At 64.3% G+C, this 23,614-nt stretch carries 25 protein-coding genes and 1 tRNA gene; 10 read left to right on the top strand and 16 right to left on the bottom strand.

Annotated elements, in window-relative coordinates:
• Nucleotides 1-149: 149 nt before the first annotated feature.
• Nucleotides 150-566, bottom strand: coding sequence for a CsbD family protein (locus GGR33_RS04250; protein WP_183502299.1), 417 nt, complete (start codon nucleotides 564-566; stop codon nucleotides 150-152).
• 160 nt (nucleotides 567-726) lie between these two features.
• Entirely contained in the window at nucleotides 727-930 is a 204-nt protein-coding gene (locus GGR33_RS04245) for a CsbD family protein (RefSeq protein ID WP_183502297.1), read from the bottom strand.
• Nucleotides 931-1,122: 192 nt separating this feature from the next.
• On the opposite strand from GGR33_RS04245, the gene GGR33_RS04240 reads away from it, so the two are divergent.
• On the top strand, nucleotides 1,123-1,533 hold the full coding sequence (locus tag GGR33_RS04240) for a hypothetical protein (RefSeq protein WP_183502295.1): 411 nt from the start codon (nucleotides 1,123-1,125) through the stop codon (nucleotides 1,531-1,533).
• A gap of 7 nt (nucleotides 1,534-1,540) precedes the next feature.
• Here the strand turns inward: GGR33_RS04240 and GGR33_RS04235 are convergent, their stop codons facing one another.
• Both GGR33_RS04235 and GGR33_RS04230 read right to left on the bottom strand, forming a co-directional pair.
• Nucleotides 1,541-2,272, bottom strand: a complete 732-nt coding sequence (locus GGR33_RS04235) for a M48 family metallopeptidase (RefSeq protein WP_183503488.1) — start codon at nucleotides 2,270-2,272, stop codon at nucleotides 1,541-1,543.
• Nucleotides 2,273-2,453: 181 nt separating this feature from the next.
• A complete protein-coding gene (locus tag GGR33_RS04230) occupies nucleotides 2,454-3,728 on the bottom strand; it encodes a polyhydroxyalkanoate depolymerase (RefSeq protein WP_183502293.1) in 1,275 nt (424 codons plus the stop codon).
• 184 nt (nucleotides 3,729-3,912) lie between these two features.
• Between GGR33_RS04230 and GGR33_RS04225 the strand changes: the two genes are divergently transcribed.
• From GGR33_RS04225 to GGR33_RS04215, 3 genes are all read left to right on the top strand, one after another.
• Nucleotides 3,913-5,286, top strand: coding sequence for an ActS/PrrB/RegB family redox-sensitive histidine kinase (locus GGR33_RS04225; protein WP_183503486.1), 1,374 nt, complete (start codon nucleotides 3,913-3,915; stop codon nucleotides 5,284-5,286).
• Between the two features lie 36 nt (nucleotides 5,287-5,322).
• Nucleotides 5,323-5,925, top strand: a complete 603-nt coding sequence (locus tag GGR33_RS04220) for an ActR/PrrA/RegA family redox response regulator transcription factor (RefSeq protein WP_246412843.1) — start codon at nucleotides 5,323-5,325, stop codon at nucleotides 5,923-5,925.
• An 84-nt stretch (nucleotides 5,926-6,009) separates the two neighbouring features.
• Nucleotides 6,010-6,243, top strand: a complete 234-nt coding sequence (locus GGR33_RS04215; RefSeq protein WP_183502291.1) for a hypothetical protein — start codon at nucleotides 6,010-6,012, stop codon at nucleotides 6,241-6,243.
• A 6-nt stretch (nucleotides 6,244-6,249) separates the two neighbouring features.
• Here the strand turns inward: GGR33_RS04215 and GGR33_RS04210 are convergent, their stop codons facing one another.
• A complete protein-coding gene (locus GGR33_RS04210; RefSeq protein WP_183502289.1) occupies nucleotides 6,250-7,173 on the bottom strand; it encodes a 3'-5' exonuclease in 924 nt (307 codons plus the stop codon).
• A gap of 450 nt (nucleotides 7,174-7,623) precedes the next feature.
• On the opposite strand from GGR33_RS04210, the gene GGR33_RS04205 reads away from it, so the two are divergent.
• Both GGR33_RS04205 and GGR33_RS04200 read left to right on the top strand, forming a co-directional pair.
• Nucleotides 7,624-8,103 (top strand): PAS domain-containing protein, encoded by a 480-nt coding sequence (locus GGR33_RS04205; protein ID WP_183502287.1) that lies wholly within the window; start codon nucleotides 7,624-7,626, stop codon nucleotides 8,101-8,103.
• Nucleotides 8,104-8,218: 115 nt separating this feature from the next.
• Nucleotides 8,219-8,294: transfer RNA gene (locus GGR33_RS04200), tRNA-Thr, on the top strand.
• Between the two features lie 320 nt (nucleotides 8,295-8,614).
• Here GGR33_RS04200 and GGR33_RS04195 read toward each other — a convergent pair.
• From GGR33_RS04195 to GGR33_RS04155, 9 genes are all read right to left on the bottom strand, one after another.
• The gene (locus GGR33_RS04195; RefSeq protein ID WP_183502284.1) at nucleotides 8,615-10,339 is read right to left on the bottom strand and encodes a response regulator; all 1,725 of its coding nucleotides are present in this window, start codon (nucleotides 10,337-10,339) and stop codon (nucleotides 8,615-8,617) included.
• Nucleotides 10,339-10,800 (bottom strand): response regulator, encoded by a 462-nt coding sequence (locus tag GGR33_RS04190; protein WP_183502282.1) that lies wholly within the window; start codon nucleotides 10,798-10,800, stop codon nucleotides 10,339-10,341. The genes GGR33_RS04195 and GGR33_RS04190 overlap by 1 nt, the downstream gene beginning before the upstream one ends.
• Nucleotides 10,801-10,802: 2 nt before the next feature.
• The gene (locus GGR33_RS04185; RefSeq protein ID WP_183503483.1) at nucleotides 10,803-13,049 is read right to left on the bottom strand and encodes an ATP-binding protein; all 2,247 of its coding nucleotides are present in this window, start codon (nucleotides 13,047-13,049) and stop codon (nucleotides 10,803-10,805) included.
• Between the two features lie 465 nt (nucleotides 13,050-13,514).
• On the bottom strand, nucleotides 13,515-14,093 hold the full coding sequence (locus tag GGR33_RS04180; RefSeq protein WP_183502280.1) for a hypothetical protein: 579 nt from the start codon (nucleotides 14,091-14,093) through the stop codon (nucleotides 13,515-13,517).
• A complete protein-coding gene (locus GGR33_RS04175; protein WP_183502278.1) occupies nucleotides 14,090-14,560 on the bottom strand; it encodes a hypothetical protein in 471 nt (156 codons plus the stop codon). Before GGR33_RS04175 ends, GGR33_RS04180 begins: the two co-directional genes overlap by 4 nt.
• The gene (locus GGR33_RS04170; protein WP_183502276.1) at nucleotides 14,560-14,775 is read right to left on the bottom strand and encodes a hypothetical protein; all 216 of its coding nucleotides are present in this window, start codon (nucleotides 14,773-14,775) and stop codon (nucleotides 14,560-14,562) included. The genes GGR33_RS04175 and GGR33_RS04170 overlap by 1 nt, the downstream gene beginning before the upstream one ends.
• A 19-nt stretch (nucleotides 14,776-14,794) precedes the next feature.
• Nucleotides 14,795-15,028: a hypothetical protein gene (locus tag GGR33_RS04165; protein ID WP_183502274.1), complete on the bottom strand. Its 234-nt coding sequence runs from the start codon at nucleotides 15,026-15,028 to the stop codon at nucleotides 14,795-14,797.
• Between the two features lie 363 nt (nucleotides 15,029-15,391).
• Complete coding sequence (locus GGR33_RS04160; RefSeq protein WP_183502272.1) at nucleotides 15,392-15,607, bottom strand: hypothetical protein; 216 nt, start codon at nucleotides 15,605-15,607, stop codon at nucleotides 15,392-15,394.
• 833 nt (nucleotides 15,608-16,440) lie between these two features.
• A complete protein-coding gene (locus GGR33_RS04155) occupies nucleotides 16,441-20,460 on the bottom strand; it encodes a phage tail tape measure protein (RefSeq protein WP_183502270.1) in 4,020 nt (1,339 codons plus the stop codon).
• A 283-nt stretch (nucleotides 20,461-20,743) separates the two neighbouring features.
• Here GGR33_RS04155 and GGR33_RS04150 point away from each other — a divergent pair, with 283 nt between their 5' ends.
• Nucleotides 20,744-20,944, top strand: coding sequence for a hypothetical protein (locus tag GGR33_RS04150; RefSeq protein ID WP_183502268.1), 201 nt, complete (start codon nucleotides 20,744-20,746; stop codon nucleotides 20,942-20,944).
• Here GGR33_RS04150 and GGR33_RS04145 read toward each other — a convergent pair.
• Nucleotides 20,941-21,159, bottom strand: a complete 219-nt coding sequence (locus GGR33_RS04145; RefSeq protein ID WP_183502266.1) for a hypothetical protein — start codon at nucleotides 21,157-21,159, stop codon at nucleotides 20,941-20,943. The two genes, GGR33_RS04150 and GGR33_RS04145, sit on opposite strands and share 4 nt — an antisense overlap.
• Nucleotides 21,160-21,679: 520 nt before the next feature.
• Between GGR33_RS04145 and GGR33_RS04140 the strand changes: the two genes are divergently transcribed.
• Entirely contained in the window at nucleotides 21,680-22,291 is a 612-nt protein-coding gene (locus GGR33_RS04140; RefSeq protein ID WP_183503481.1) for a recombinase family protein, read from the top strand.
• Nucleotides 22,292-22,295: 4 nt separating this feature from the next.
• On the opposite strand, the gene GGR33_RS04135 is transcribed toward GGR33_RS04140, so the two are convergent.
• Complete coding sequence (locus tag GGR33_RS04135; protein ID WP_183502264.1) at nucleotides 22,296-22,547, bottom strand: DUF6894 family protein; 252 nt, start codon at nucleotides 22,545-22,547, stop codon at nucleotides 22,296-22,298.
• Between the two features lie 459 nt (nucleotides 22,548-23,006).
• Here GGR33_RS04135 and GGR33_RS04130 point away from each other — a divergent pair, with 459 nt between their 5' ends.
• Both GGR33_RS04130 and GGR33_RS25710 read left to right on the top strand, forming a co-directional pair.
• Nucleotides 23,007-23,186 carry a YodC family protein gene (locus tag GGR33_RS04130; protein WP_210301849.1) on the top strand — a complete coding sequence of 60 codons (180 nt, stop codon included), beginning with the start codon at nucleotides 23,007-23,009 and terminating at the stop codon, nucleotides 23,184-23,186.
• Complete coding sequence (locus tag GGR33_RS25710) at nucleotides 23,183-23,452, top strand: DUF6953 family protein (protein ID WP_210301848.1); 270 nt, start codon at nucleotides 23,183-23,185, stop codon at nucleotides 23,450-23,452. The genes GGR33_RS04130 and GGR33_RS25710 overlap by 4 nt, the downstream gene beginning before the upstream one ends.
• The last annotated feature ends 162 nt before the right edge of the window (nucleotides 23,453-23,614 follow it).

The following is a 23,614-nucleotide window of genomic DNA, read 5'->3' as shown; positions in this document are numbered from 1 at the left end:
GCGGAGACGAGCGTCAAGGCGCACCGGGAATGGACGGATACGCCCGACGCCACTGGTCGCGCCTCACCCGGCTTTCCCGGATGAGAAGGGTCGTTCCGAGGCGGCGAAGACGGACCTGGAACGACTGAGGCGACTGGGTCCGCGCTCGATCAGCGCCGCCGGCTCAAGGCCCAGCCGAGACCGAAGGCAGCGGCTGCGATCAGCGCAAGGGTCGCGCCCTTGTTCTCCTCGGCCCGAGCGTAGACGGCGTGACCGCGGTCGTTCACCTCGCGGCCATAGCGGCGTCCCCGCTGGACCACGTCATCGCGCAGGGCGCGGCCGCGCTCCGAGGCGTCGTCGCGAAACCGGCGCCCGCGCTCGGCGGCATCTCCGGCAAAGTCGCGGCCGTCGCGGTGAAGGCGCTCGGCGCGCTCCTGGACACGGCCGTAGGTCGACTGCGCGACACCAGCGACCTGCTCGTAGGCGCCCTCGAGCTGCGGACGGGGGCGGCCGGTGAGGGCTCCGATGGCGCTGCGCCCGCGGCCCCGGATGTTACGAATGCCGCCTTCGATTTGGTCTCGGTTCATGAAATGCTCTTTCCCGAGCATCCACCCGGCAATGCTTCGAGGCCGCGCGGGCGTGATGCATGACGTTCGGGCAGCCGCGCCGCGAGGCTGGCTGCCCGGCTCGCAACTGATCCCAATGGGGTGCGCCACGGCGCGCCGCGATCGGGACCGTAAGGCCGGATCAGAGACCCTTCTTCACCTTGTCGACGAGGTTCTTCGCGCCCGACTTCACGTCGCCGACGGCTTTCTGCGCCGTGCCCTTGGTCTCCTGGGCCGCGCCTTCGGCCTGGAGCTTGGTGTTGCCGGTCACCTTGCCGACGCTCTGCTTCACAGAGCCGGCGGCCTGGTTGGCAGTGCCCTTGATCTTGTCGGTGGTGCTGCTCATGGAAAACCTCCTGTCGCGCTGCGTCGGGACGACGCTGCTGTCTCGGCAAGCGGAACGGTATCGAACCCCGAAGGTTCCATTCGAGCAGACCCACTCGAGTGGCCTGCAATAGCAGCGAGTGTGGCCGAACCGGGCTATCGCTATGCTGTTCCAGCAATTAAGCTTGGCCGAAAGCTCCGTTCGGAATTCGATATGAACCGCAAAGCGCTCCGTGGCCTCGCCCTCTTCGCCCCGTTGCTTCTCGCGGGCACGGGCGGCGCATTGGCGCTGTCCCTGCCTTTCGAAGAATCCGACTACTTGCCGCCCGAGCAAACGACGACCTATGTCGAGCGCTCGCTGAACCATCAGGCTCCGCTTACGGTCGAGCACCCGCCGGTCGCGCCGAGCGGCCGCCGGGGCCGACGCTCGGCGGCAATCGCGGGGTTCTGTCATGAAGGCGGCACCATCGTGCGCCGCGACCAACTCGGTCAGCCGGTCATCCGGCAGCGCGAGGTTTGCGACAGTGTCGCGCCGCGGAACCTCTGGCCCGGTCATACGGACCCGCGGCCGGCTTGGCCTGCGCCGCGCGTCATCGACAGAGCCGCGCTGCGCACGCGCGGTTGAGGGGCGCTCAGCCGTAGCGGTGCAGCTCCGCGCCGTGCCGCTTCAGCCAGCGTTCGGCCTCGTCGACATGCGGGCAGACCGAGCCGACGAGGCTCCAGAACCGGGCCGAATGGTTCATCTCGCGTAGGTGCGCCATTTCGTGCGCGACGAGGTAGTCGAGCACCACCGGCGGTGCCAGGATCAGCCGCCAAGAGAAGTTCAGCTCGCCGCTCGCGGTGCAGGAGCCCCAGCGGCTGCGCGTGTCCCGCACGGTGATGCGCCTGGGGCGTTCGCCGAGACGTGCCGCATAGACCTCGGAGGCGGCCGTGAGGTCGCGCCGAACCTCGCGTTGGAGAAAGTCGCGCACCCGGCGAGACACGTGGGCGCTGTCCCCCGTCACGACGATCACGGGCTCTCCATCGATCCGCTCAACGGCGCAGGCGCCACGCCCAGCGCGGTGAGCGATCCGGTGCGCCTCTCCGCGCAGTGGAATGCCGGCACCGACTTCGAAGGGCATGCGCGCCGGAACCTTGGCCAAGCGGGCAACGATCCAGCCGCTGTGGCTCACCGCGAACTTCTGCGCCGTCGCGAGGGAGGTTCGGCTTGGCACCGTCATGATGACTTCGCCGGTGGCGTTCGACACCCGCAGCGTGAGCCGCCGCGCCGTCGGGCGCCGGCGCAGGGCGACCTGCAGGTCGACGTTCCCGTGCCGGATCTCGAGGAAATCCGGATCCGGCGTGCGCAGCAGCAAGGATCTCAGCGCGATGGCCATGGCGTCGTCTTGCGGCCTCCGATCGCCGCGTTCCGGTCTACGAGCCGCGCCAGCCGTCACGCTCCGGCGATGACGGCGGTCGGGCTCGGCTCATGTCTCGATGGTCATAGCCGCGCCGTCGCGCTCTTGCCATCCTCCATCCGGGCGGGACTCGAGGTGGGCCTCTCGATCACCCGACCTCGCGGAGATGGCGGCTCGCGGTCTGGCGCCCCTCCATGTCGCGGATGAAGCGCGCGATGCGCGGCGCGATCACCGATCGAAAGCGCGATCCGTTGAACACGCCGTAATGCCCGACCTGTTCCTGCAGGTGGTACGCCTTGCGCTCCGCAGGCAGGTTGGGCGTCAGGTCGAGGGCCGCCTTTGTCTGGCCGACGCCGGAGATGTCGTCGTTCTCGCCTTCGACGGCGAGGATCGCGCAGCGGTGGATCGCTCCGAGATCGACCAGCCTGTCGCCGTGCATCATCTCGCCTTTCGGCAGGGCGTGGTTCACGAAAACGGTCTCGACGGTCTGCAAGTAGAATTCGGCGGTCAGGTCCATCACGGCGAGATACTCGTCGTAGAAGTCGCGATGCTTCTCTGCCGACTCGCCGTCGCCCGTGACGAGGTGGTGAAACATGTCGCTATGCGCCGTGACGTGGCGGTCGAGGTTCATCGCCATGAAGCCGGATAGCTGCAGGAAGCCGGGATAGACGCGCCGAAACGCGCCCGGATAAATCGCGGGCACCAATGTGATGCAGTTCTGCTCGAACCACTCCATCCCGCGCTCCTGCGCCAGGCAGTTGACGGCGGTGGGCGAGCGGCGTGTGTCGATCGGACCGCCCATGAGCGTCATCGAGACCGGGATGTTCGGCGCATCCTGCGCCTCCATCAGGGCGATCGCGGCAATCACCGGCACGGCCGGCTGGCAGACCGCCATGACGTGCAGGTCCGGTCCGAGATCGCGAAAGATGTCGCGCAGGTAATCGACATAGGTGTCGAGATCGAACTGCCCGTCGAGCAGCGATACCATCCGGGCGTCGGTCCAATCGGTGATGAACACCTGATGGTTCGGCAGCATGGCCTCGACCGTGCCGCGCAGCAGCGTCGCGTAGTGACCGGACATCGGCGCGACGATCAGCAGCTTCGGATCCGGCTCGGCCGGCCCGCGCACGAAGCCGCGGTCGAAGGTGATGACCTGGCAGAAAGGTCGGGACCAGACCACGCGCTCGGACACCGGCACGGCCTTGCCGTCGATCAGCGTGCTGTCGAGGCCGAAAGCCGGCTTGCCGTAGCGTCGCGTCACGCGCTCGAACATCTCGCAAGCGGCTGCGACCGGACGGAAATATTGCGAGTAGGCCAGGGGGTTGGCCGGGTTCTGCAGGCCGTGCCGGGTCATGTCGGCGGCGACGCGGGCCGGGGCCAGCATCGCCCTCATCGCTTCGTACCAGGCGTAGGCGAGATCCATGTCGACTCCCTGTCTGCGGCCGCTCGGCGGTGCGTCTTAACAACTGTGTTCGCGCTGCAAAATGTATCTTTTCGGTAATGTCTGCTCTGGGACCATATCCGCGCACTATCTCTTCCGGGACTGACTTGAACCGGCGATGACGCGTTGGTCGGTGCGCGACGGAGATCGAGGACTCGTGAACGAGATGGGCAGCGGAGCCGGCGTGAAAGACGCACGGCATCTCCGGCTCGACACCTTCGTGCGGCTGCGCTGGCTCGCCCTGACCGGACAGAGTGCGGCGGTGCTCGGGGCGCAGTTCGGCCTCGGCCTGCGCTTGCCCTTCGGCTGGTGCTTCCTGGTGATCGCGGTCTCGTCCTGGCTCAACCTGGCGCTGCGCATCCGCTTCCCGGCGAGCTACCGGCTCAGCGACGATTCCGCCGCGCTGCTCCTCGCCTTCGACATCGTTCAACTGGCGGCGCTGCTATTCCTCACAGGGGGATTGCAGAACCCGTTCTCGCTGCTGTTCCTCGCGCCCGTGCTAATCTCGGCCACCGCGCTCCCGCCCGAGCGGACGCTGGCTCTCGGCATGCTGGCGATCGGGCTGGCGACGCTGCTAGCGTTGGTGCACCAGCCGCTACCCTGGTTCGCCGACGGGCGGATCGAGCTGCCCTTCCTCTACGTCTCTGGCGTCTGGACGGCGATCCTCCTCGGCACCGCCTTCACCGGCGTCTATGCTTGGCGCGTCGCCGAGGAGGCGCGGCAGCTCGCCCAGGCGCTCGCCGCGACCGAGCTGGTGCTCGCGCGCGAGCAGCATCTCTCCCAGCTCGACGGCCTGGCGGCGGCGGCGGCGCATGAACTCGGCACGCCGCTCGGCACGATCATGGTGGTCGCCAAAGAACTCGACCGGCAGCTCGGTCCCACCGCGACGCCCGCCATCGCCGACGACCTCAAGTTGCTGCGCGATCAGGTCGACCGCTGCCGGGGCATCCTCTCCAAGCTCACGTCCCTCGACGAGGACGAGGGCTTCCTGCAGACGCTGACCTTCGGCCACCTGATCGAGGAACTGGTCGCACCGCAGCGCGCCCTGGGCATCGTCGTCGAGGTCACGAAAAGTGGGGAGGGGCCGGAACCGTCCTGCCGGCGCAATCCCGGCGTCATGTTCGGCCTCGCCAACATTCTCGACAATGCGGTCGACTTCGCCGAGTCGCGCGTGCTGATCCAGGCGCGCTGGACGCTCGACCGTGTAACCCTCGAAGTCCGCGACGATGGCCCGGGATTTCCGAGCGAGGTTCTGCTGCGCGCCGGTGAGCCGTACGTCACCACGCGCAGCCCGGCACCTTCTAAAGCCCCCGACACGGTCGGCTCGGGCCTCGGGCTCGGCCTGTTCATCGCCAAGACCCTGATCGAACGATCCGGCGCACAGTTGACCCTGTCGAATGCGCCGGGCCCCGGCATGCGCGGCGCCGTGGCGCGGATCTCGTGGACGCGCCAGGCCTTCGAGCGCGGGTCGGTCGCCAACGAATTTATCGCGCACAATTCGCTTCGGCCCCTGCCGGAACGGCTTGCCGCACCCATATAACGCTTAGATTGTACGCCCGACTGAGAGGATAGTGGCATGCTCACCCAAAGCGGGGCGCCGACCCATGTTACCGATCCGGTGGTGCTGTCCGATTCCGATCCGCTCGCCGCGTTCAGCGACCGCAGCCTGCTGATCCTCGACGACGACCGGCCGTTCTCGACGAGGCTCGCCCGCGCCATGGAGGCGCGCGGCTATCAGGTGCAGGTCGCGGAGAGCGTCGCCGAGGGCGTCGCGGCCGTCGACCGCGAACCGCCGGCCTTCGCCGTCATCGACATGCGGCTCGGCGACGGCAACGGGCTCGATGTGATCGCTCGCCTCAAGGAGCGTCGTCCGGAGGCACGCGGCGTCGTACTCACCGGCTACGGTAACATCGCGACGGCCGTGACGGCCGTGAAGCTCGGTGCCTTCGACTATCTCGCGAAGCCGGCCGACGCCGACGAAATTCACGGAACGCTCATGGCCCAGCCGGGCGAACGGGCCGATCCGCCGGAGAACCCGATGTCGGCGGACCGTGTGCGCTGGGAGCATATCCAGCGCGTCTACGAGCTGTGCCAGCGCAACGTGTCGGAGACGGCGCGTCGGCTGAACATGCATCGGCGCACGCTGCAGCGGATCCTCGCCAAGCGCGCACCGCGCTGACCTGCCGAAGGGCATCGGTTGCACGTGCGGGTGCTCTCGCGCTACTGCGCGTGCAAGCCGAGATGGAAGACAGGGTCGTAGCCCGTGAACACCCGTAACCTGATCACGATCGTCAGCCTGATGGTGCTGGTCGGGACCGAAGTGTTCGCGGCGGCCGTAGCCGCCGGCTGGGCACTCGCTGGGCTCCTCGAACTCGGCGACACGATCGGCCACATCCTGATGGCGGTCTTCAGCCTCGGCGCCACCTGGATCATGCTGCAGCTCTGGCGCCGCGCCGTGAGCATCGAGCCGCTGCGCACGCCTGCCTCACGTCGCTGAAGCGTTTCACGCGAAGCCGAACTGCCGGCGCAGCTCGACCTGGGCTCGGGCCCGGCTCGGTTCCACGAGGCCGTCTGCAGCCAGAATGCGAAGACGCAGCCGTTCGATGTCGGCGAAATTTCCGGAGATCAGATCGGTGACGTCCCCGTCGATCATCGCGTCGACATGGCGGCAGCGCCTGCGGTGCCGGCCGGCGATACAGTCGCAGCGCAGGTAGAGGCCGAAGCTGCGCTCCTCCAGCGCGATCCCGTAGTGATTTCCCGTGCTGCCGCGGACCGAGAAGCGCAAGTCGGGTGCCGGCTTCGGCTGCTGCTGTCCGGATAGCAGCGCGCGTGAGGCGGTCGAACGCCTGCTCTCTGTATCGGGACGGTAACCGCCTGGCAGTAGCGCCGCCGGCATGTTCAGGAGGCGCGGCAGCGCCGCGACTCTCGTCGCCCCGATCTCGCGCATCGCCGCCAGGGCGATCTCGGCGCAGGCATAGGCGTCCTCGCCTGCATCGTGGTGCTCGAACCGGATGCCAAGGCGCGCAGCGACTTTGGCCAGCCCACATCCGGCGGGATCGGGAAACACCTGTCGCGCGACCCGCAGTGTGCAGAGATACGCGACCGCCGGCATGGGCTTGCCCCATGCGGCCAGCGAGGCTGCGAGTACGCCCATGTCGAAGCCGGCATTGTGGGCGAGCACCAGCCGGTTCGACAGGTCGGGCAGAAATGCCTCCATCGCCTCGGGCAGGTTTGGTTGGTCGCGGACGTCGGCGGGCAGGATACCGTGGATACGGATGTTGCCCGGCGAGAAGCGCAGTTCCGGCGGCCTAATCAGCCGTGTCTCGCGCCGTACGACGCGGCCATCCTCGATCCAGGCCACGCCGACGGCGCAGGCGCTGTCGCGTCGCTCATTCGCCGTTTCGAAGTCGATCGCGATCGCGTCCATGCCGGCGACTCTAGGGCAGCCACGAGTCCCACATCAACGACCGAAGCCTCGAATTTCCGAGCTGTAGTCGGGATTAAAATGCATCGGAGGGACCAGACCACGTTGCTCTGCAAAAGGCAAAATATCGCATCGCACCAACGGCTTCCGCCTCTTGCGTCGAAGTTTTTTTCATGTTTTTACCAGTGTGTCCGTACACGGCCCAGCATGAGAGCCCAGACCGGTCATCCCGGTCATGGCGTCGGGACAGCAACCGCCCCCGGAAGCTGTTCAGGCACAATCCTGATGGGTTGGACGATCTGGAGTGCGCGCCCGCCGGCGCTCACCGATGAGCCTTCAGCGGCCCGCGAAAAGCGACCGGAGGGTTCACAGGTACACGCGACAGATGGGGGCAAACGGGAGCCGGTTCCGGCTTCCGCCATGGGCCTCGGCTCGTCTGTCGCGGGAGGGACAATGGACCTCGAAGGCATCGACTACGACTTCGACGCACCTGATTCCGATTGGAATTACGAGCCCTCGCGGGCGGAGCTGTTTCGCGAGATTCCGGCGGCCCTCTACACGACCGACGCCGAAGGCTGGCTCACCTATTACAACGATGCAGCGGCCAAGCTGTGGGGCTTCCGTCCCGTCCTGGGGAAAGCCCGTTGGTGCGGCTCCTGGCGGCTTTTCGAGGCCGACGGCTCGGAGCTGGCTCATGACGAGTGCTCCATGGCCGTGGCGCTGAGGGAAGGGCGGGCCGTACGCGGCATCCAGCACATCCTCGAGCGGCCGGATGGCCGCGAGGTTTGCTTCATGCCCTACCCGACGCCGTTGCGCGACGCGTCCGGCCGGGTCGTCGCCGGCTCGAACATCCTGCTCGAGATCGACCGCTCGATCTGCAGCGCCGTCGCCGCCTCGAAGCGAGCCGGCTTTTCCGCGCGCCGGATGTGGTGACAGGGGGCGTGTCGCCCCTCTCGACTGTGTCTGCGGAAGCCTTGCCAAGGTGGCGCACGGTCTCTAAGAGCCTGTGCCCACCAGGACGACTCGGCGATCTGCCTGAGCCGTCTGAGCCGCTTTAGCTCAGCTGGTAGAGCACCTCATTCGTAATGAGGGGGTCGGGGGTTCGAATCCCTCAAGCGGCACCAGCAATTTCAACAGCTTACGCTTTGTCGTCGCCCGTGTTGCACCCCTGATATGTGATCGGGGGTGCAATGGGTGTGCAGTGTATGAGTACGGCTGACCGCGTTCGCCCCTGCGACCCTGGTCCCAAGCTGTACGGATCGTGAGCGGCGTGCCGTTCGAACAGTGCCGTTAGATTCGACGGGAAGGCTCAGGACGGCAACGACCAACCTGATGCGCTAAGGGCCGGAAAACCCGCTACGGCATCCCAGCGGTCAAAATCTGCTGCAGCATAAGTCTAAGTCTGCGTCTGATCCGGTCTGTTGTGGTTCGGCAGCCTCGCGGGTCAGAACGCCGATGTTCCACCCGACACAAGTCGAAGGCCCGCCGTCGGCCGTTTGGCGATGACCTCGGCGACCTTGCGTTCGAGATCACCGTCCCGGAACGGCTTCTGCACGATGCCGTCAGCACCGATGGCGCCGGCCTTCATCAGGGCCTTGGTATCGGCGTAGCCGGTCACGAACAGGATCGGCAGACCAGGCCAACGCTTGCGGATCTCGACCGCCGCCTCGGCTCCGTTCATGCCGGGCATGGCGAAGTCCAGGACGACGGCGGCAACGTGCACATCCGCCTCCAGCGAGGCCAAGGCCGCCAGGCCGGATCCCGCCTCGCGCACGTCGTAGCCGGCCTCGGACAAGCGGGTGGTGGTGACCTCGCGGACTGCACTGTCGTCGTCGACGACGAGCACCGCAGGCTTGCCATCCGAATCCGGCAGGGCCGCAAAATCGTTCGCACACGGGCCTTTGGGAGGGGCTTCGGCCACGCCCTCAACCCGCGGCAGATAGACTTTGATCGAGGTGCCTTCGCCGACGACGGTATCGATCCGGATGCCGCCACCCGATTGCTTCACGAAGCCGTAGGCCTGCGCCAGGCCGAGGCCAGAACCCTTGCCGACTTCCTTGGTGGTAAAGAACGGCTCGAAGACGCGCTCGACCACCTCGGGCGGCATACCGGTTCCCGTGTCGCTGACCGCCACCATCACGTACTCGCCGGGCATCGGTTGCTCAGGCCGGGTTTGGGTACCGGTCACCGTGACGTTGGCAGTCTCGATGGTCAGGCATCCGCCGACCGCCATCGCGTCGCGGGCGTTGATGGCGAGGTTGAGGATGACGAGCTCGATCTGGGTCGCGTCGACCAAGGCCGGCCAAAGCCCCTCCTGCAGGGTCGTCTCGATCCTTACGGCACCCCCGATGGAACTCTGAAGCAAATCGCGCATCGAGGCGACGGTCTGGTTCAGGCTGACCGGGGTCGGCTCCAATTGTTGCCGCCGAGAGAAGGCGAGGAGTTGGGCCGTGAGGCTCGCCCCGCGCTCGGCCGCCTGCTTCATCATCGTTAGGCGGCGCTTCGACCGGTCGGTCGTGACGTCGTTGACCAGGAACTCAATGTTTCCCGCGATCACGGTCAGCAGGTTGTTGAAGTCGTGCGCGACACCGCTGGTCAGTTGTCCCACCGCCTCTAAGCGCTGGGCGAGTCGCAGGGCTTGTTCGATGCGTTCGCGCTCGGCGATCTGAAGATGCAATTCGGCATTGGCATTGGCGAGTTCGCGGGTGCGCTCGACGATGCGAATCTCCAGCGTCTCGTTGAGCGCCTGAAGAGCAGCTTCGGCTGCGCGCTTGTCAGCTTTGAGCCGAGCTTCCGAGAGCGCTCTCAGGACGGTGCGCGGCAGGCGATCGAGACGCTGCTTCGTCACGTAGTCGACGGCGCCGTTCTTGAGCGCCTCGACCGCCCGGTCCTCGCCAAGGGTGCCGGAAACGAACACGAAGGGCGTCTCGGGGCACTGCTCGCGGGCGATGGCCAGCGCGTTGATGCCGTCGAAGGTCGGCAGCACGTAATCGGCAAGGATGAGGTCGTGGGCGTCCGGCTGGGCAGCTGCCGCGAAGGCCGGCCGGTCCATCACACGCTCGATCACGCAGGGGTGGCCGACCCCTTCCAGGACGGCCTCGATCAGCTCGGCGTCGAGGTCGCTATCCTCCAGATGGAGGATGCGGACTGGGCTACCGTCGCCTTCCATCAGACGTTCGATGGCCAGCCTCCTCTGTGCGGTGGCGGCTCGTTCAGCACGGCCCAGAACACGCCGAGCTCCTTGATCGCGGCGAAGAATTCATCGAACCCAACGGGCTTCACCACGAAAGCGTTCACGCCCAAATCATAGGAACGGACGACGTCGGTCTCCTCTCGCGAGGATGTCAGCATCACGATCGGAATGGCCCGCGTTTGCGGGTCTTTCTTGAGTGCGGCCAGCACCTCAAGCCCGTCGACCTTGGGCAGCTTCAGGTCGAGCAGGACCACGGCCGGATCCTGAGCTTCACGCTTCTCGTGCGGACCTCGGCGGTAGACGAAGTCGAGCGCTTCAGCCCCGTCCCGGCAGATGACGATGTCGTTGGCGAGTTGGCCGGCTTCCAGCGCCGCGAGTGTGAGCTCGATGTCGTTCGGGTTGTCTTCGACGAGCAGGATCGGCTTCAGGTTCGCCATCGTCAGATGTCCTCCCCACGCAGGGGCAATGTGAAGAAGAATGTCGCGCCCTCGCCGAGCTTGCCTTCGGCCCAGGTGTGACCACCGTGGCGCTCGACGATCCTGCGAACGTTCGCGAGCCCGATGCCGGTGCCCTCGAAATCCTCGACGCGGTGAAGGCGCTGAAACACCCCGAACAGCTTGTCGACATAGGCCATGTCGAAGCCGACACCGTTGTCGCGAACGAAGAAGACGGCCTCGCCATCCTTCGGCGGAAGCCGCCCGAACTCGATCACGGATTCGGTGCGGTCGCGGCTGTATTTGAGGGCATTCGAGAACAGGTTCTCAATGACCAGGCGCAGCATGAACGGATCGGCATGGGCCCGACCGAGCGGGCCGATCTCCCAGCGAACCGTGCGCTCGGCGGGAATGTCGCGCATTGCCTTGCGACGTTCCTCCTCGACCAGCGCGTTCATGTCGCCAGCGACGCGATTGAGGGTGTGCCGGCCCATCTGCGAGAATGCGAGGAGGTTGTCGACGAGCGTCCCGGCGGAGAAGGCCGCCTCGATGATGGTGTCGACGTAGTGCCGGCCCTTCTCGGACAGGTGCTGGCCTTCCCGCGTCTTCAGCAGATTCGAGTAGCCGACGATGTGCCGGAACGGCGCGCGCAGATCGTGGCTCACCGAGTAGGAGAACGCTTCCAATTCCTTGTTCGAGCGCTGGAGTTCTTCGCTCATCGCGGCCAGTTCCTCGGCCCGGCGCAGGACGATACCGATCACGGAAGTGCGCAGGTCACGTGCCGCCTCGACCTCGGGAACGGTCCACGGCAGGGCGCGGCCCTTTACCTCTTCCTTCCAGATCTCGAACGACTTTCGAGGGTGCAAGCGGTCCGGCTCGGCGACCGGCTTGATCGGATTGCCACCCCATTTGACGGTCCGGACGACCTCGGGCCTGAACCAGAAGATGTAGCTCGCGTACTTTTTCGAGACCGAGATCGCGAGCAGCCCGCTGGCCTTGTCGGCGAACGCCCCGGCCTCAGGCAGGTTCTCTGAGAGAGCCTCGGTCGAAAACACCTCGGCCTCGTCGGTCTGGGCCGAGAGCCAGTCGTGCAGAAGGCGGACCTGCTCCTCGGAGGGCGTCTCTCCGATCAGGCGGCAGCGCTCTTCGGTGACGATGGCCGCGCCGGCCGCGTTGGCCAGCGCCAGGACGTCGTGCGGGTGCTTCAGTAGACCGTCGATAAAGCTGTCTTCCTCGGCCATGAAGCCGAGGAGCCGCGATTGCACGGAACTCAGCGCCAGGCGCTGCTCGGCCTGGGCTCCTCGTTCCTGCGCGAAGAGCTGCAGGGCGAAGATCTGAGTGAGGAAGTCGCAGGCATTACGAGCCTGGAGCGGCACGCGGTGTGGATCGCGGTTGTGGCAGGAGACGAGACCCCAGAGGGCATCGCCCACCAGGATCGAGACCGACATCGAGGCCCCGGTGCCCATGTTGCGCATGTACTCGACATGCACGGGTGAGACCGAGCGCAGCACCGACTGACCCAGGTCGAGCGGCTTGCCCGCCGGCGTCAGCGTCGGTCGGATCGGCACCGGCTCGTAGGTCGCGTCCGGAATGATGCGCAGGCGATTGCGGCGGTAGAGCTCGCGCGCCTGAACCGGGATGTCGGAGGCGGGAAACCGCAGGTCGAGATAGGAAGGCAGGACGCCGTTGCCGTCCTCGGCGAGCACGGTGCCGTGCCAGTCGCGGTCGAAGCGGTAGACCAGAACCCGGTCGAAGCCCGTGATATGCCGGATGTCTTCCGCAACAATGTTGCAGAGCTCCTCGACCGAATGAGCCTGGCGCAGACGCTGTACGAAAGCACGCAATCGCGGGGTATGCGCATCGAGCCCGGCCTCGACGTCGAGCCCCGTGATCTCCTCAAGCTCCAGCACGACGAGACCGTCGGCCCGATGCGCTGCCACCTCGTAGGTCTGAGGCACGTCATCCACGTCGAGGGTGACGGTGCGCAGGTAGTGGGCGCCGTCCTCGGTCGAAGGGTGGTCGAGATACCGCCGGACGACGGCGACCAAGGCAGGAAAGACCGCATCGAGGCCGACACCGGCGCGTGCCCCAGCCGGGGCGTTCGCGCTCGCCTGCGCGATCACCAAAGCGGCCGCATCGAGCGTGAGTAGGAACCCGTGCGGTTGCACGCTTCCGACGATGTGGATGGGCTCGCGGTCGCAGGCGGTGAGGTCGAGCCTCTGCCCTGCGTCGCTGCGGTGATCCGGCTTCAGGGGTCCTCCGGCCGGCTTGGCCCGCGTGGCATTGATCGAGTTGGATTGTGTACCATCGACTTAGGCGCATGCCTACGTTCGGCAACAAACGGTCACCCACCCTGCCTGGGCTGACGGTACCTGCCGACGCATCTTCGCGGCAGCTGTCGCGGCATCGATGACACCGTTCGATCTCAAGATCTCGATCTCGGCAGCATCTCGGGGTTCCGGCAGAGCGATACTTCCGCGGCGCGAACTGCAGCCTGTGCGGCACGCTCAGCGTCGAAGCGCTCGGCGTGCTCATCATCAGTTGAAGCAGCGGCACGCACAAATCGCAGCCGTAATAAGGAAAGGGAAGAAGCAGACGCAGCATGCGGCATCGCCGATGATTGCTGATCAATCTGCAAGGTTCAGGGCGGCACTGAACGGCCTGGTGGGCACCGAAGGCCAGCCAGGCCATCACTGCCGCTGGGGATCAATTCTGAGCTAAAGCGCTCCGGCGTCGAGTTCCGCTCGCCTCCGCGCGATGCCAGAGATGCCATACCGGGCGAGGATTTCCTCTTCAGTATCGTCTTCGGTTTCGGGAATAACGAGCGCCGCAGCTTCGATCTGCGCATATCGCTGGGCACTGGCCCGAGCCTGTGCTTCGTCGCGAATGTCCTGCGGCACGCGCCCGATTTCCTTGGCGAGCAACTTCGGGTCCGCATTCCGGATAGCGTCGGTAAGGTCGAGGATTTCCGGTCCGATCAACCCGTATAGCCGCTTTGCCAAGGAGCGCTCGGCACTGTCCGCAGTGTTGAAGCGCTGGAGGTCGGCGGCACCCACTCTTGCCTCGGTCTCGGCCAAGGCTGCAAGAGCAGCAGCTCGCTCCGCGTAAATACGATCGCGTTCAGCACTGATTAATGCTTTTCTTGCCCTCTCGTCTCGCTGCCTTAGTATTTCGCGCTCGATCTCTTCATCTGCTAAGATCTCAGATCTTTGCAGTGCCGCGACTGTACGCTTTTTGTCACGGTGCCGTTCGATTTCCTTGAGCGCCTTCTGCTTTGCTTCTAGATCCGTGCTCATTTGCCAACTGTCTCCTTGTACTGTTTTGCCAGAGCCGGATTCCGTTTCTCGATCACGACCTGCTGCGTTCTGTTGATTGAATTGCGGTGCCAAGGATTTGGCCAGCCAGCTATTGCCCTGTCGAGCGCGGCATCATCGGAGGCTTTGAGGGCCGCCGACAGCATCACTACGAGATCGCCGGCCTTACGGTATCCGGTCGAGCTTCCGAGCTGGACCTTCACGTAGCCGGCGTTGCTCTGTGACTTCGGCGCCTTCGCTGGTAGCCGCTCGATCTCGGTGGTGATGGCCGCGGCGATCGGGACAGGACCGGCGCCGAGATCCGCGACGACCTGGCCATCATCGGCGATCGTGGCGAGGCTCTGTAGGACGAGCTCGATCCTGCTGATCTGCTCTGGCGTGGGCTCACGGCCGAGGGTCGAGCCGATTTCGTGGATTGCCCCGGCGAAGGTTGTGCTTTCGAGAGCCACTAGTTTGCCCTCGGCTGGAAATGTCGATTGATCTTGCCAAGCTGGTAGGCCGGAGGATCGTAGGGGCTCATCTGTCCGCTCTCACGGAAGTGGCCGGTGATAATCTTCCGGATCGTTGCTGAGATGGTATCGCAAGCGCAGTGCGCTTCAAATTCGAGGCACTCGTACAGCTCATGGCTGATTGCGAGGCCAATTCGTCTTCCGTTGTTCTTCATCTGATATCGTCTGCCAGAGCTATCTGGTCTTTGTTGATTTGACGGTGCGGCGATTTACTTCGCGCTGGATTGACGGTGCCTCTATAGGCAGCCAACCTTCAGACTTCAGGTAGTCGGCGATGCGGCTGCGGACGTAGTGAGACCTGGTCTGGCCTATGGCGCCGGCCGCTGTGTCGATCGCCTCGATCAGGGTCTCGCTCGCGACGAAAGCAATCGTCCCGCCGCCCGTAGCTGGGTGGTCGGTGGTGGTCATTTGATCTTTCTATGGTGACGGCCGGGGCAGGATGCGACAGCCCCGGCTCGAGACGCACGTGTCGCTGCGTACGTCGCTTGACCGGCGCGACGGACCGGGCCGAGGCAACCCCTCGGCAGAAGCCAACATGTTCAAACAGCACAGGAGATTTCGACGACGATCACAGGCCAGGAAGCAACACATCCGGCAAGATATAGATCGTCTAGGGCAGTTTGATCTGCCTTCGTAATCTTTGTTAGGTCTTCCAACCTTAAAGTACCCTACCATGTGCGTAGCAGAATGTCAATATAACCGTCTTGACATCGGAAATCACACCACAGTCAACTGTCACAAGACAGATGGGGTCCGGATGATCGAGTCCGGCTAGACGCGATACCGCGGATTGACGGCTGGCCGCTGTGGCTGGCTTTTCTTCCGGTGCTCGGTGTTCGTCCGGCACCAGCTATCCCAAGCGGCATCCCAGTCGTTCGACAACCGGCCCTTGTCTCTGGCGTGCGAGATGAAACCGGCGAAGACGTTGCCGATCTCCGGGGTGGGCACTGCGGCGATCTCGGCGATCTTCTGGCGATGGGCATCCAATTCGAAGTTGGCCGGTAGGGGCGTGCCGCTGTTGCTCTGGCGTGCCGTGGCCCGTGGCTCTCTCTTCCTACCGGAATCCTTCCTTGGTCCGGAGCCCCTCGCGGCGAATGCCGTGGGGGGTTGGGGGGAAACAATTACTGGTTCTGTTCGTGGTTCACTTACTGGTTCGTCTCCGGTGGACCAGAGACCCCCCTCTCCGGCCGAGCGGAGACCCCCCTCTCCGGCGGGCAGGGGAGGTAGGTCAATCTCGACCTCTCCGGCCGACAGGGCAGGTCCGTCGTCCGAATTCGTGCCAGGTCTCCGAAGTGGCATCTTTTCCAGCCGGTAGCGGTTGGTGCGACCGGGGATCGATGTCCAACTGATCCATCCGGCATTTCGAAGGGCGCTCAAGGCCGGATCGATCGCGCTGACCCACCGGCCGACTCCTTCGGCCAGAGCTGCCGCTGAGGGATCACACCGGCCGGTCTTGCTGTTGTGGTGGTAAAGGGCGAGACGAGCGGCCACAGCCTTTGCCGAGCCATCAAGTTTCTTGTCCGCTAGTACCAACGAATACCAATCTAATTTCTCAAGCAAATCAGGATGTCTGACTTGCGTTTTCGGTGTTCCTGTGGTAGACATGATTTCTGTTGTTTCCGTTCTGATATCAACCCCGTCGCATCCTTCCCGGGTATCGCGACGGGGTTTTCGTTTGTATAGACGACCGCTTTTCGCGCCCGCTTTTCTGGAAAATTAAAGCGTTGAGACCACTGGGTTATTCGCCCTACAGCCCCTATTTCCCTATTTTCCGGATCCCTTTTAAGGACTGCACATCGGAAAGACGGCAGCCCTCATCATCACGTCAGCTCGGGCTCGACGTCGTGTGCCCTGTAGTTCCAGGCTTCGGTCACATGCCGCTGGACCTGCGTCGCGAGCCCCTGGGGGTCGTGCGGCGCGCCGTGGATGTTCTGGATGATCTGGACGTTGCCACCAGGCCGGCCGCCACCACCGCCACCACCGCCAGCACTACCGGACGACTCCGACTGAGCCGGACGAGACGGCACCGATCCCGCGGCCTCCGACGCCGAGGGCATCTTGGCAGGCACGCTGCCGGCGAGGGCCGAAGCATTGTTCCCGGCACCAGGCTGGAAGCCAGACGATGCAAGGGCATCATTCTTCGACAGCGACTCGATGTACTTGTGGTACTTGTCGGCCGCCTCGCGGCTATTGAACTGCGTATGGATGTGACCACCCGTCCCGCCCTTCGATAGTTTAGCGTATTCGTCCAGCACCATGAATTCTTTCGCCTGAAGCCCTGCGGCCTCGAGTTTTTGTTTCATGGCAATGGCCGCCTCGCTGTGCTTGCTCGGATCGAGAAGCGAGGTGTCGAAGGCCAGCCCCTTCGTGTGCAGGCTGTTCGGCCGGAAGGCCTGGTGGAACTGATCGTTGAACCCCGCGAAGTGCTTCACGCCGCCGGGAAGGTTCTCCTGAGCCTGGCGAGCCAGGTCGGTGGTGCCGAGTTCGGAACCGCCCCCGGCGATCGCCTGAGCGCCCTTGATCCGGAGGCCATCGTATTGGCCCTTCCCGCCGAGACCGGGGATACCGGCACCGCTGCCGTTCGATGCAACCTGGTTGTTGCCGTTGGCGTCCGGGTTGAAGCCGTTGAAGTGTCCCAGCCGATCGCGGATCGCGCCAGCCTTGTCTTGCGGCCGCTCGAAATCGCGCACGAGCGTGTCGATCATCTGGGCGCCGTTCGAGCCCTGAAGCGACTGCCAGGTCCGGGGATAGAATTTCTTCATCTCCCACAGAGCAGCCTTGGTCTGCTCTGTGACGGTCATGTCCTTCGGATACTTGCCGAACTCGTTCTTGATCCGCTCGGCCCGCTGCGGATCCCACTGCACGATGCCTTGGGACATATGCGAGCGATCCCAGTGATGATCGCGTGGGTTCCTCAGGCTCTCGCCGGTCATGTTTGCGACGAGGGCACGAGCTGCCGTGTCGGACATGCCCTCGGCCTTAGCGGCCTTAAACGCCTCCATCTGGTTGGCTGCGAGCGCGCCCTTGGCGACCGTGGTCTTGCCGGCTCCGATCGAGCCGCCACCACCACCGCCGCCCTTCCCGTACCAGCCCGGCGCATCCATCCCCTTCGGCGTGAAGAAGCTCTGGCCGTACTGTCGAGCGGGATCACCAGGCGATCCGGGGACGGTGGCGCTCGACGAATTCGAACCGCCAATGAAACCGCCCTCGGCACCGTTCAGGCGCTGGAAATCGAGGATGCGCAGGCTTGCCATCCGGCGCTGGGCAAGGCGCGCTCTGGCACGATCGTTTCGAAGATCAGCGGTCGACAGATTGGCGGGCTGGATCAGCCCATGCCAGTCGCCTGTGGCGCTCTGCTGCTGAATCTCAGGCAGAGGTTCTGTGCTCCAGTCGGTGCCTCGTTTAAGTAATCGCTTCAGCGGTGCCGGGATCATTTCGTCCAGAATGGCGGCGAAGATCTTTTTCAGGTCGAAATTCTTGCTCAGATAGTCTTTGAGCTCATCCCAGCCCGTGGTGAGAGCTTCCTTGATTGCCGAGAAGATCACCTTCATCCCGTCGAGCAGCCAGGTGGCGATTGCACCGCGGTTCGCTCCGATCTCGGCGACGAGGCCGAGCGAGAAGATGCGGGACAGAACGAGGCCGGCCCCGGTGAAGCCGAGGCGGCCGAGGACGCCACTAGCCGCGCCGCCGGCCCCTTTGCCGAGGCCGAGGGCCTTCAGCGCACGCCAAGCCGTACCCGCCACCGCAGCGAACGACATCAACGTCATGCCGATGCCGGCCAGCACGCCGATCGCGGGCGACAGGGCGACGCTGGCCACCGCGAAGGCACCGAGGCGCGCCGTCCACCGGCCGATGGTTTCGGGCGTGGCATCGTTCCCCGTGAAGACGGTGAACAGGGAGCTGATCGCGGTCCCGACGTCGCGTAGACCCTGGCCAAAGCCACGGGCGGCATCGCCCCATGCTTTCACCGAGCCGGCGTTGCCTTCGCCTGGCTTGCCGAGCATTCCCTCGAGTAGGGCCGGCAGGTTCGCGAAGCCAAGGCCTTCGATCAGACCCTGCAGAGCCGCCTTGAAACGCTCGCCGATGCCGCCCTGGCGAAGCTTCGCGGTCCACGCCAGGAAGTAGTCCCCCGCCTGGCGCGCCATTGGCGAGAGCACCTTGCCGAACTCGCCGAGGACGTTGAGCCAGCCGGCCCGGAATTGTTTGAAAACGAAGCCGAGCTTCAGGCGGTGGAGATCCCAGACCTGGCTGATGGCATCGAGGCCCTTCGCTTCCTTCGCGAGCTTGGCGGCCTCGCGGTAGGTATCGATGCCCTTCACCATCCGGCCGAATTCGCCCAACCATTCCCGGCCGGTGAAGAACCGGATGGCGTTGTCCTGCGCCTTCGGATCGCGGATGCGGTTGAACCGGTCCATGAAGGAAGGGAGGAAGGCGTCAGGGTTCTCACGGCGCTGCCGATCCATCTCGCCGGCCGAGCCGTAGCCGAGGGCGCGGACGAGATCGCGGGCCTGTTTGCCCTCCTCGCCATGCTTGCGCGTGAGGCGGGGCATCTCGATGAGCCGCGAGGCGACGTAATCGAACATGCGGCCCGACTGGCCGGCCTGGTTGCCGAGCGACGTGGAGGCTGAGCCGAACGCGAGGCCGGCTTCCTGGCTCATGCCGAGCACCTGAGCAGCACCAGCACCGCGCTGCAGGTAGCTGATGAGCTTTTCAGGCGTGGTCGACTGCTTCGCGGCCAGGTGCTGGACGGTCTTGGCGACGCTCTTCAGCTTGTCGAAGTTGAAGGGATCGCCTTGGCTGGTGAGGATCGAGTTGACCGTGCCGAGGATGTCCGTGACGCTCTCGAAAGGCACGGACCAGGCTTCCGAGGTCTTGGTGGCCAACTCGGAGAATGCCTGCGCCCCGGCGTTGGGGATGCCGAGCTTGAGCGCGTCGACGTAGCTGGTGAGCAGCTTGTCGGTGCCGGTGCCCAGCGCCTCGGCGAGCGGGGAGGCCCATTCGTCCCGGAGCTTCCTGGCCGCGTCCTGTGACAGACCGCCGTAGATGCGGGCACTGATCTCGGCGGAGTCGATCGAGGATTCCGCCCCGAGGATGCGGCGAGCCGAGACGCCAGCCGCGGCGGTGCCGGCGAGGGCGGCGGTGGCCGTGGTGCGGGTTGCGTCCCGGTAGGTGTCTCGACCATGACGCCAGGTGTCCCGAGCGCCGCCTGACAGCTCGCGGCGATCCCGGTTCCGGTCCCGTTGATCCTGCCGGTCCATCCGATCACGAAGCTGAAAGCGCCACCGATCGCCGGCCTGGCGACGCCGAAGGCTGGCAGCGGTCTCGCGCTCGGCCTGCGCATCAGCACGCTGGCGTTCGCGATCCATGGCGAGCTGCTGCCGGCTCAGACGGGTGGCGAAGGCCAGTCGCTGGCGCATGTCCCGCATGGTCGCGGCCTCGACGGTCCGCCTCTGGCGTTCCGCGGCCAAGGTCTCGGCCGTGCGCTGCCGGTCCATCGCCCTGGTGAAGGCGAAGCGCTGCCGGAAATCGCGCATGGTGGCGATCGAGACGGCCCGGCTCTCCCGGGCTTCCTGAAAGGCGGCTGTCGTGCGCTGTTTCGCGGCCCGGCTCTCGACGCTGGTGCGCTCGCGGATCGCGGTGGTCTGTGCCTTGATCGCGTTCACGCTCTCACGGGCGGCGCCGGCGATTGCCGCGGGCGTGATGTCGGGGATTTTGACGTTCGAGAGCGCCTTGATCATTTTCGCGAGCTTGGTGAGTTCGTTGTTGTAGTTCTTGACGACGGCCGAGGCTTTATCTTCGGCCGTGAGGAGTGCTTTAACTTCTGTCGTTGTTTCTGACATCTCGTTCTCTTTTCGAGAATTCTTGTTGTTGGATCGATTGTACCACGCCGAAGCTGAACGGCGCATTCATGTTGCTGACGTTCCGAATTAATTCCTTTTGCAAATTGCGGAAATGTCGGGGCTACCCAAGGGGGTGGGGGAGTCTCCTATAAAAAAACCCAAATAGACTTGCATGATTTCAAGCACAGTCGAAACGTGTACCCGATTTACTGTCATCTTATGCTGTTGCAGCATGCAACAGAGTGTGCTCTGTGCTGTCCTGCGAAGTGCAGGGGCTGAACACATGCTCGGTTTCACTGATGACAACGAGGTCGAGCGCATCAGCCAGTTCGCCATGGCGATGGAACGCCTCTCGCGCCGAGCGCGGGAAGCCGGCCTCGATGACGTCGCCCTGGTGGCGGTGGACGCTGCCGACTCGGTCTACGTCTTGTTGGACACGCTGGTGATGCGCCCGGTGCCGACGATCCCCGTGCGCGAGATCTAGTCGAAGCGCCGCATCGAACGGCTGTCACGCTCCGCGTTGTGCCGGGCGCTGTCCTCTCGACGTGCTCGGTCCCGTTCGATCGTCTCCAGCCGGCGAAGACTCTCGGCCTGCCGGTCCTGTGATCTGGCGATGTCACGCAGCGAGCTGTCCTGCGCCATCGCGACGGAAGATCCGGCGAGTACCAGGGCGATCGAGACGGCGAGGGCGCGGGACAAGCAGGACTCCGGGTAGCGCGGTAGCCCAGATCAAGGGGCGAGCTGATCGGCGAGTTCCCCATACCGGAGAAACCGGCCGCACAAGCGCCGCGTAGCTCGCCAGGATCTTCCGGCGATCGATCGAGCCAAGTGCGTCGAGTGCATCGGCCGCGGGCACCAACACAGCCGGATCGAACTCGGCCTGGCGCAGCAGCTCAACGAGTGCCTCTCCGCGCGGCCCGGCGATCAGGCGGGCGATTGCCCTCAGGGATCGAAGGCGCGCCCGTAGCTCTGCCGGATCGAGGCCGGGCACCCACGGCCCGACCTGTCGTGATGTATCAAGGTTGCTTGGTTTCATGACGTCGAGGTTGCTCGCTGGCTTGCTATCTCGACGTCGAGCCGGCGAGAGGGCGCGATAGCTAGTTCAATTTGGGTATGCCTTGCCGGCACCGGCTCGAGACCGGTTCAATAAATACCGCTTGACGATGTAAAACAGACCACATATCAATGAACCATCCAAACCAGACCGATGGCGGTTCACATGTTCGTCCGGGCCTATCTTCGCGCTTCCACGACCGAGCAAGACGCAACCCGCGCTCGGGATGCACTGGAGGCTTTCGCGGCCGAGCGGGGCCTGCATGTCGCGGCCTGGTACGTGGAGAACGAGTCCGGCTCGACGCTGGCACGGCCGGAGCTGTTCCGGTTGCTCAAGGATGCCCGTCCTGGCGACGTCCTGCTTGTCGAGCAAGTGGACCGCCTCTCTCGCCTGTCAGCCGCCGACTGGGAGAAGCTCAAGGCCGAGATCTCCGCGCGGCGGTTGCGCGTCGTGGCACTCGATCTCCCAACGTCGTGGATGATGGCGACGGACAAGCCGGACGATTTCACCGCCAGGATGTTCGAAGCGATCAACGCCATGATGCTGGATATGCTCGCGGCCGTGGCGCGCAAAGACTACGACGATCGGCGACGCCGGCAGGCCGAGGGACAGGCCAAGGCGAAGGCCGAAGGGCGTTACAAGGGCCGGCCGGAGGATGCCAAGCGCAACGCCGGCATCGCGGACATGCTCGCTCGCGGCATGTCGTGGTCTCAGATCCAGAGTGCCACGGGCTGCAGCCGGGCGACGGTCGCCAAGATTGCTAAGAGGGCAGCCTAGAGCTTCACGGCTTGCGGAGATTTTCCGGCGCATCGATGTTGAATGCCATTCGAACCGTCATCACGATCGAATTGGCGGTATTGCGGATAACGACGACGACAGCTCCACCGCTACTGCCCATCATGCTGGGCCTCATTGCAAAAGCCCCGGCGATCCGCACGGCTTCCATCTTCGCTGCCTCAAGATCAGGCAGCCTCTGACCCACACTGTCCGTGACGTGGATACCGTCGTGGATGTCGAAAAAGAAATAATCCACGCTGCAGCTCCGGCCATCCGGCGGGAGCACGCGTCGCTCTCAGTCATCGACGCCAAGGAATAGCCGATGATGTCTCGGCATATGCGCAGATAGTCAGGTTTTCTCCAACGTATGTTGGATTTCCGGCCAAACTATAACAATCGCCTTGGGAACGTTTCCGCGCAAGGGATCGAAGATCTGCGGCGGCGGCCGAGAGGGGCAACCGATGAACCGGTGCCGCCTCTCGCCTGTGAGCCCGCACGAATGCCAGCCGAACCAGCATCTGCACCATGATTGACGGGACTCGTCCCCGTATGACGGCCACGGACCATCACCTTTTTAGCAAAGGTTGGCGGCAACGACAAGGATAAGTCGAAGGATATAGTCACACGCGTGCTTGCTTGATTCGGCGCACGTCGCACTTATATCTTTGCCTGCGTTACTGTGATATGTAGACGCTATCAAAAATGGAGGACTATAGTGGCAAACAACTTCAAGGTCGGTGAACTGGTGCAGCTTAAGTCTGGTGGTCCTAAGATGACTGTCAATGCTTTGTACAACAACTACGTCGAATGCGCTTGGTTTACTGGATCAAAAGCGAACAAGGCGAATTTTCAGCCTGATAGCCTGCAGTACTTTAAGGAAGAAGAAAAGAAATGACTACTGACGCTGCCGATGTTGCAATCTACATGGTCAATCAGCTTGACCGAAAAAAATATCTGTATCAGGAGGAAGTCGTAGACGAAATAGTCAGGCTATTTGGTAGGCCGCATTACTATGAAAACGAAGCAGGGAATCACGCGATATCGAAGGAAGTCCTGAAAGAATTCCGGAAACTAACCAACGACAACGTTGTCTGGGAGCGCGGTGAGCGCTGCTGGAGGAGAAGGCTATCAGACGACGCAGGAGGTCGAATGCAGGATTGATGCAGGGAGCCCCATCTGTGACGACATCAGCTCTCCCACCTCAGCAGTCGGAGCGCTAGCGAGCAATGGCCTCCACAGACGATAGCGTTGCCATCGCGTCAGCCAGTTGGCCACTCGCGAGCTTGCGCCCCGTTCGACTGTATCTTCCTGCTGCTGGCCGCA

The sequence above is a fragment of the Methylobacterium brachythecii genome (genome assembly GCF_014196345.1).
Lineage (GTDB): Bacteria > Pseudomonadota > Alphaproteobacteria > Rhizobiales > Beijerinckiaceae > Methylobacterium > Methylobacterium brachythecii.
Note: the sequence above shows the minus strand (reverse complement) of the source record. Positions and strands in the feature narration are given on the sequence as shown.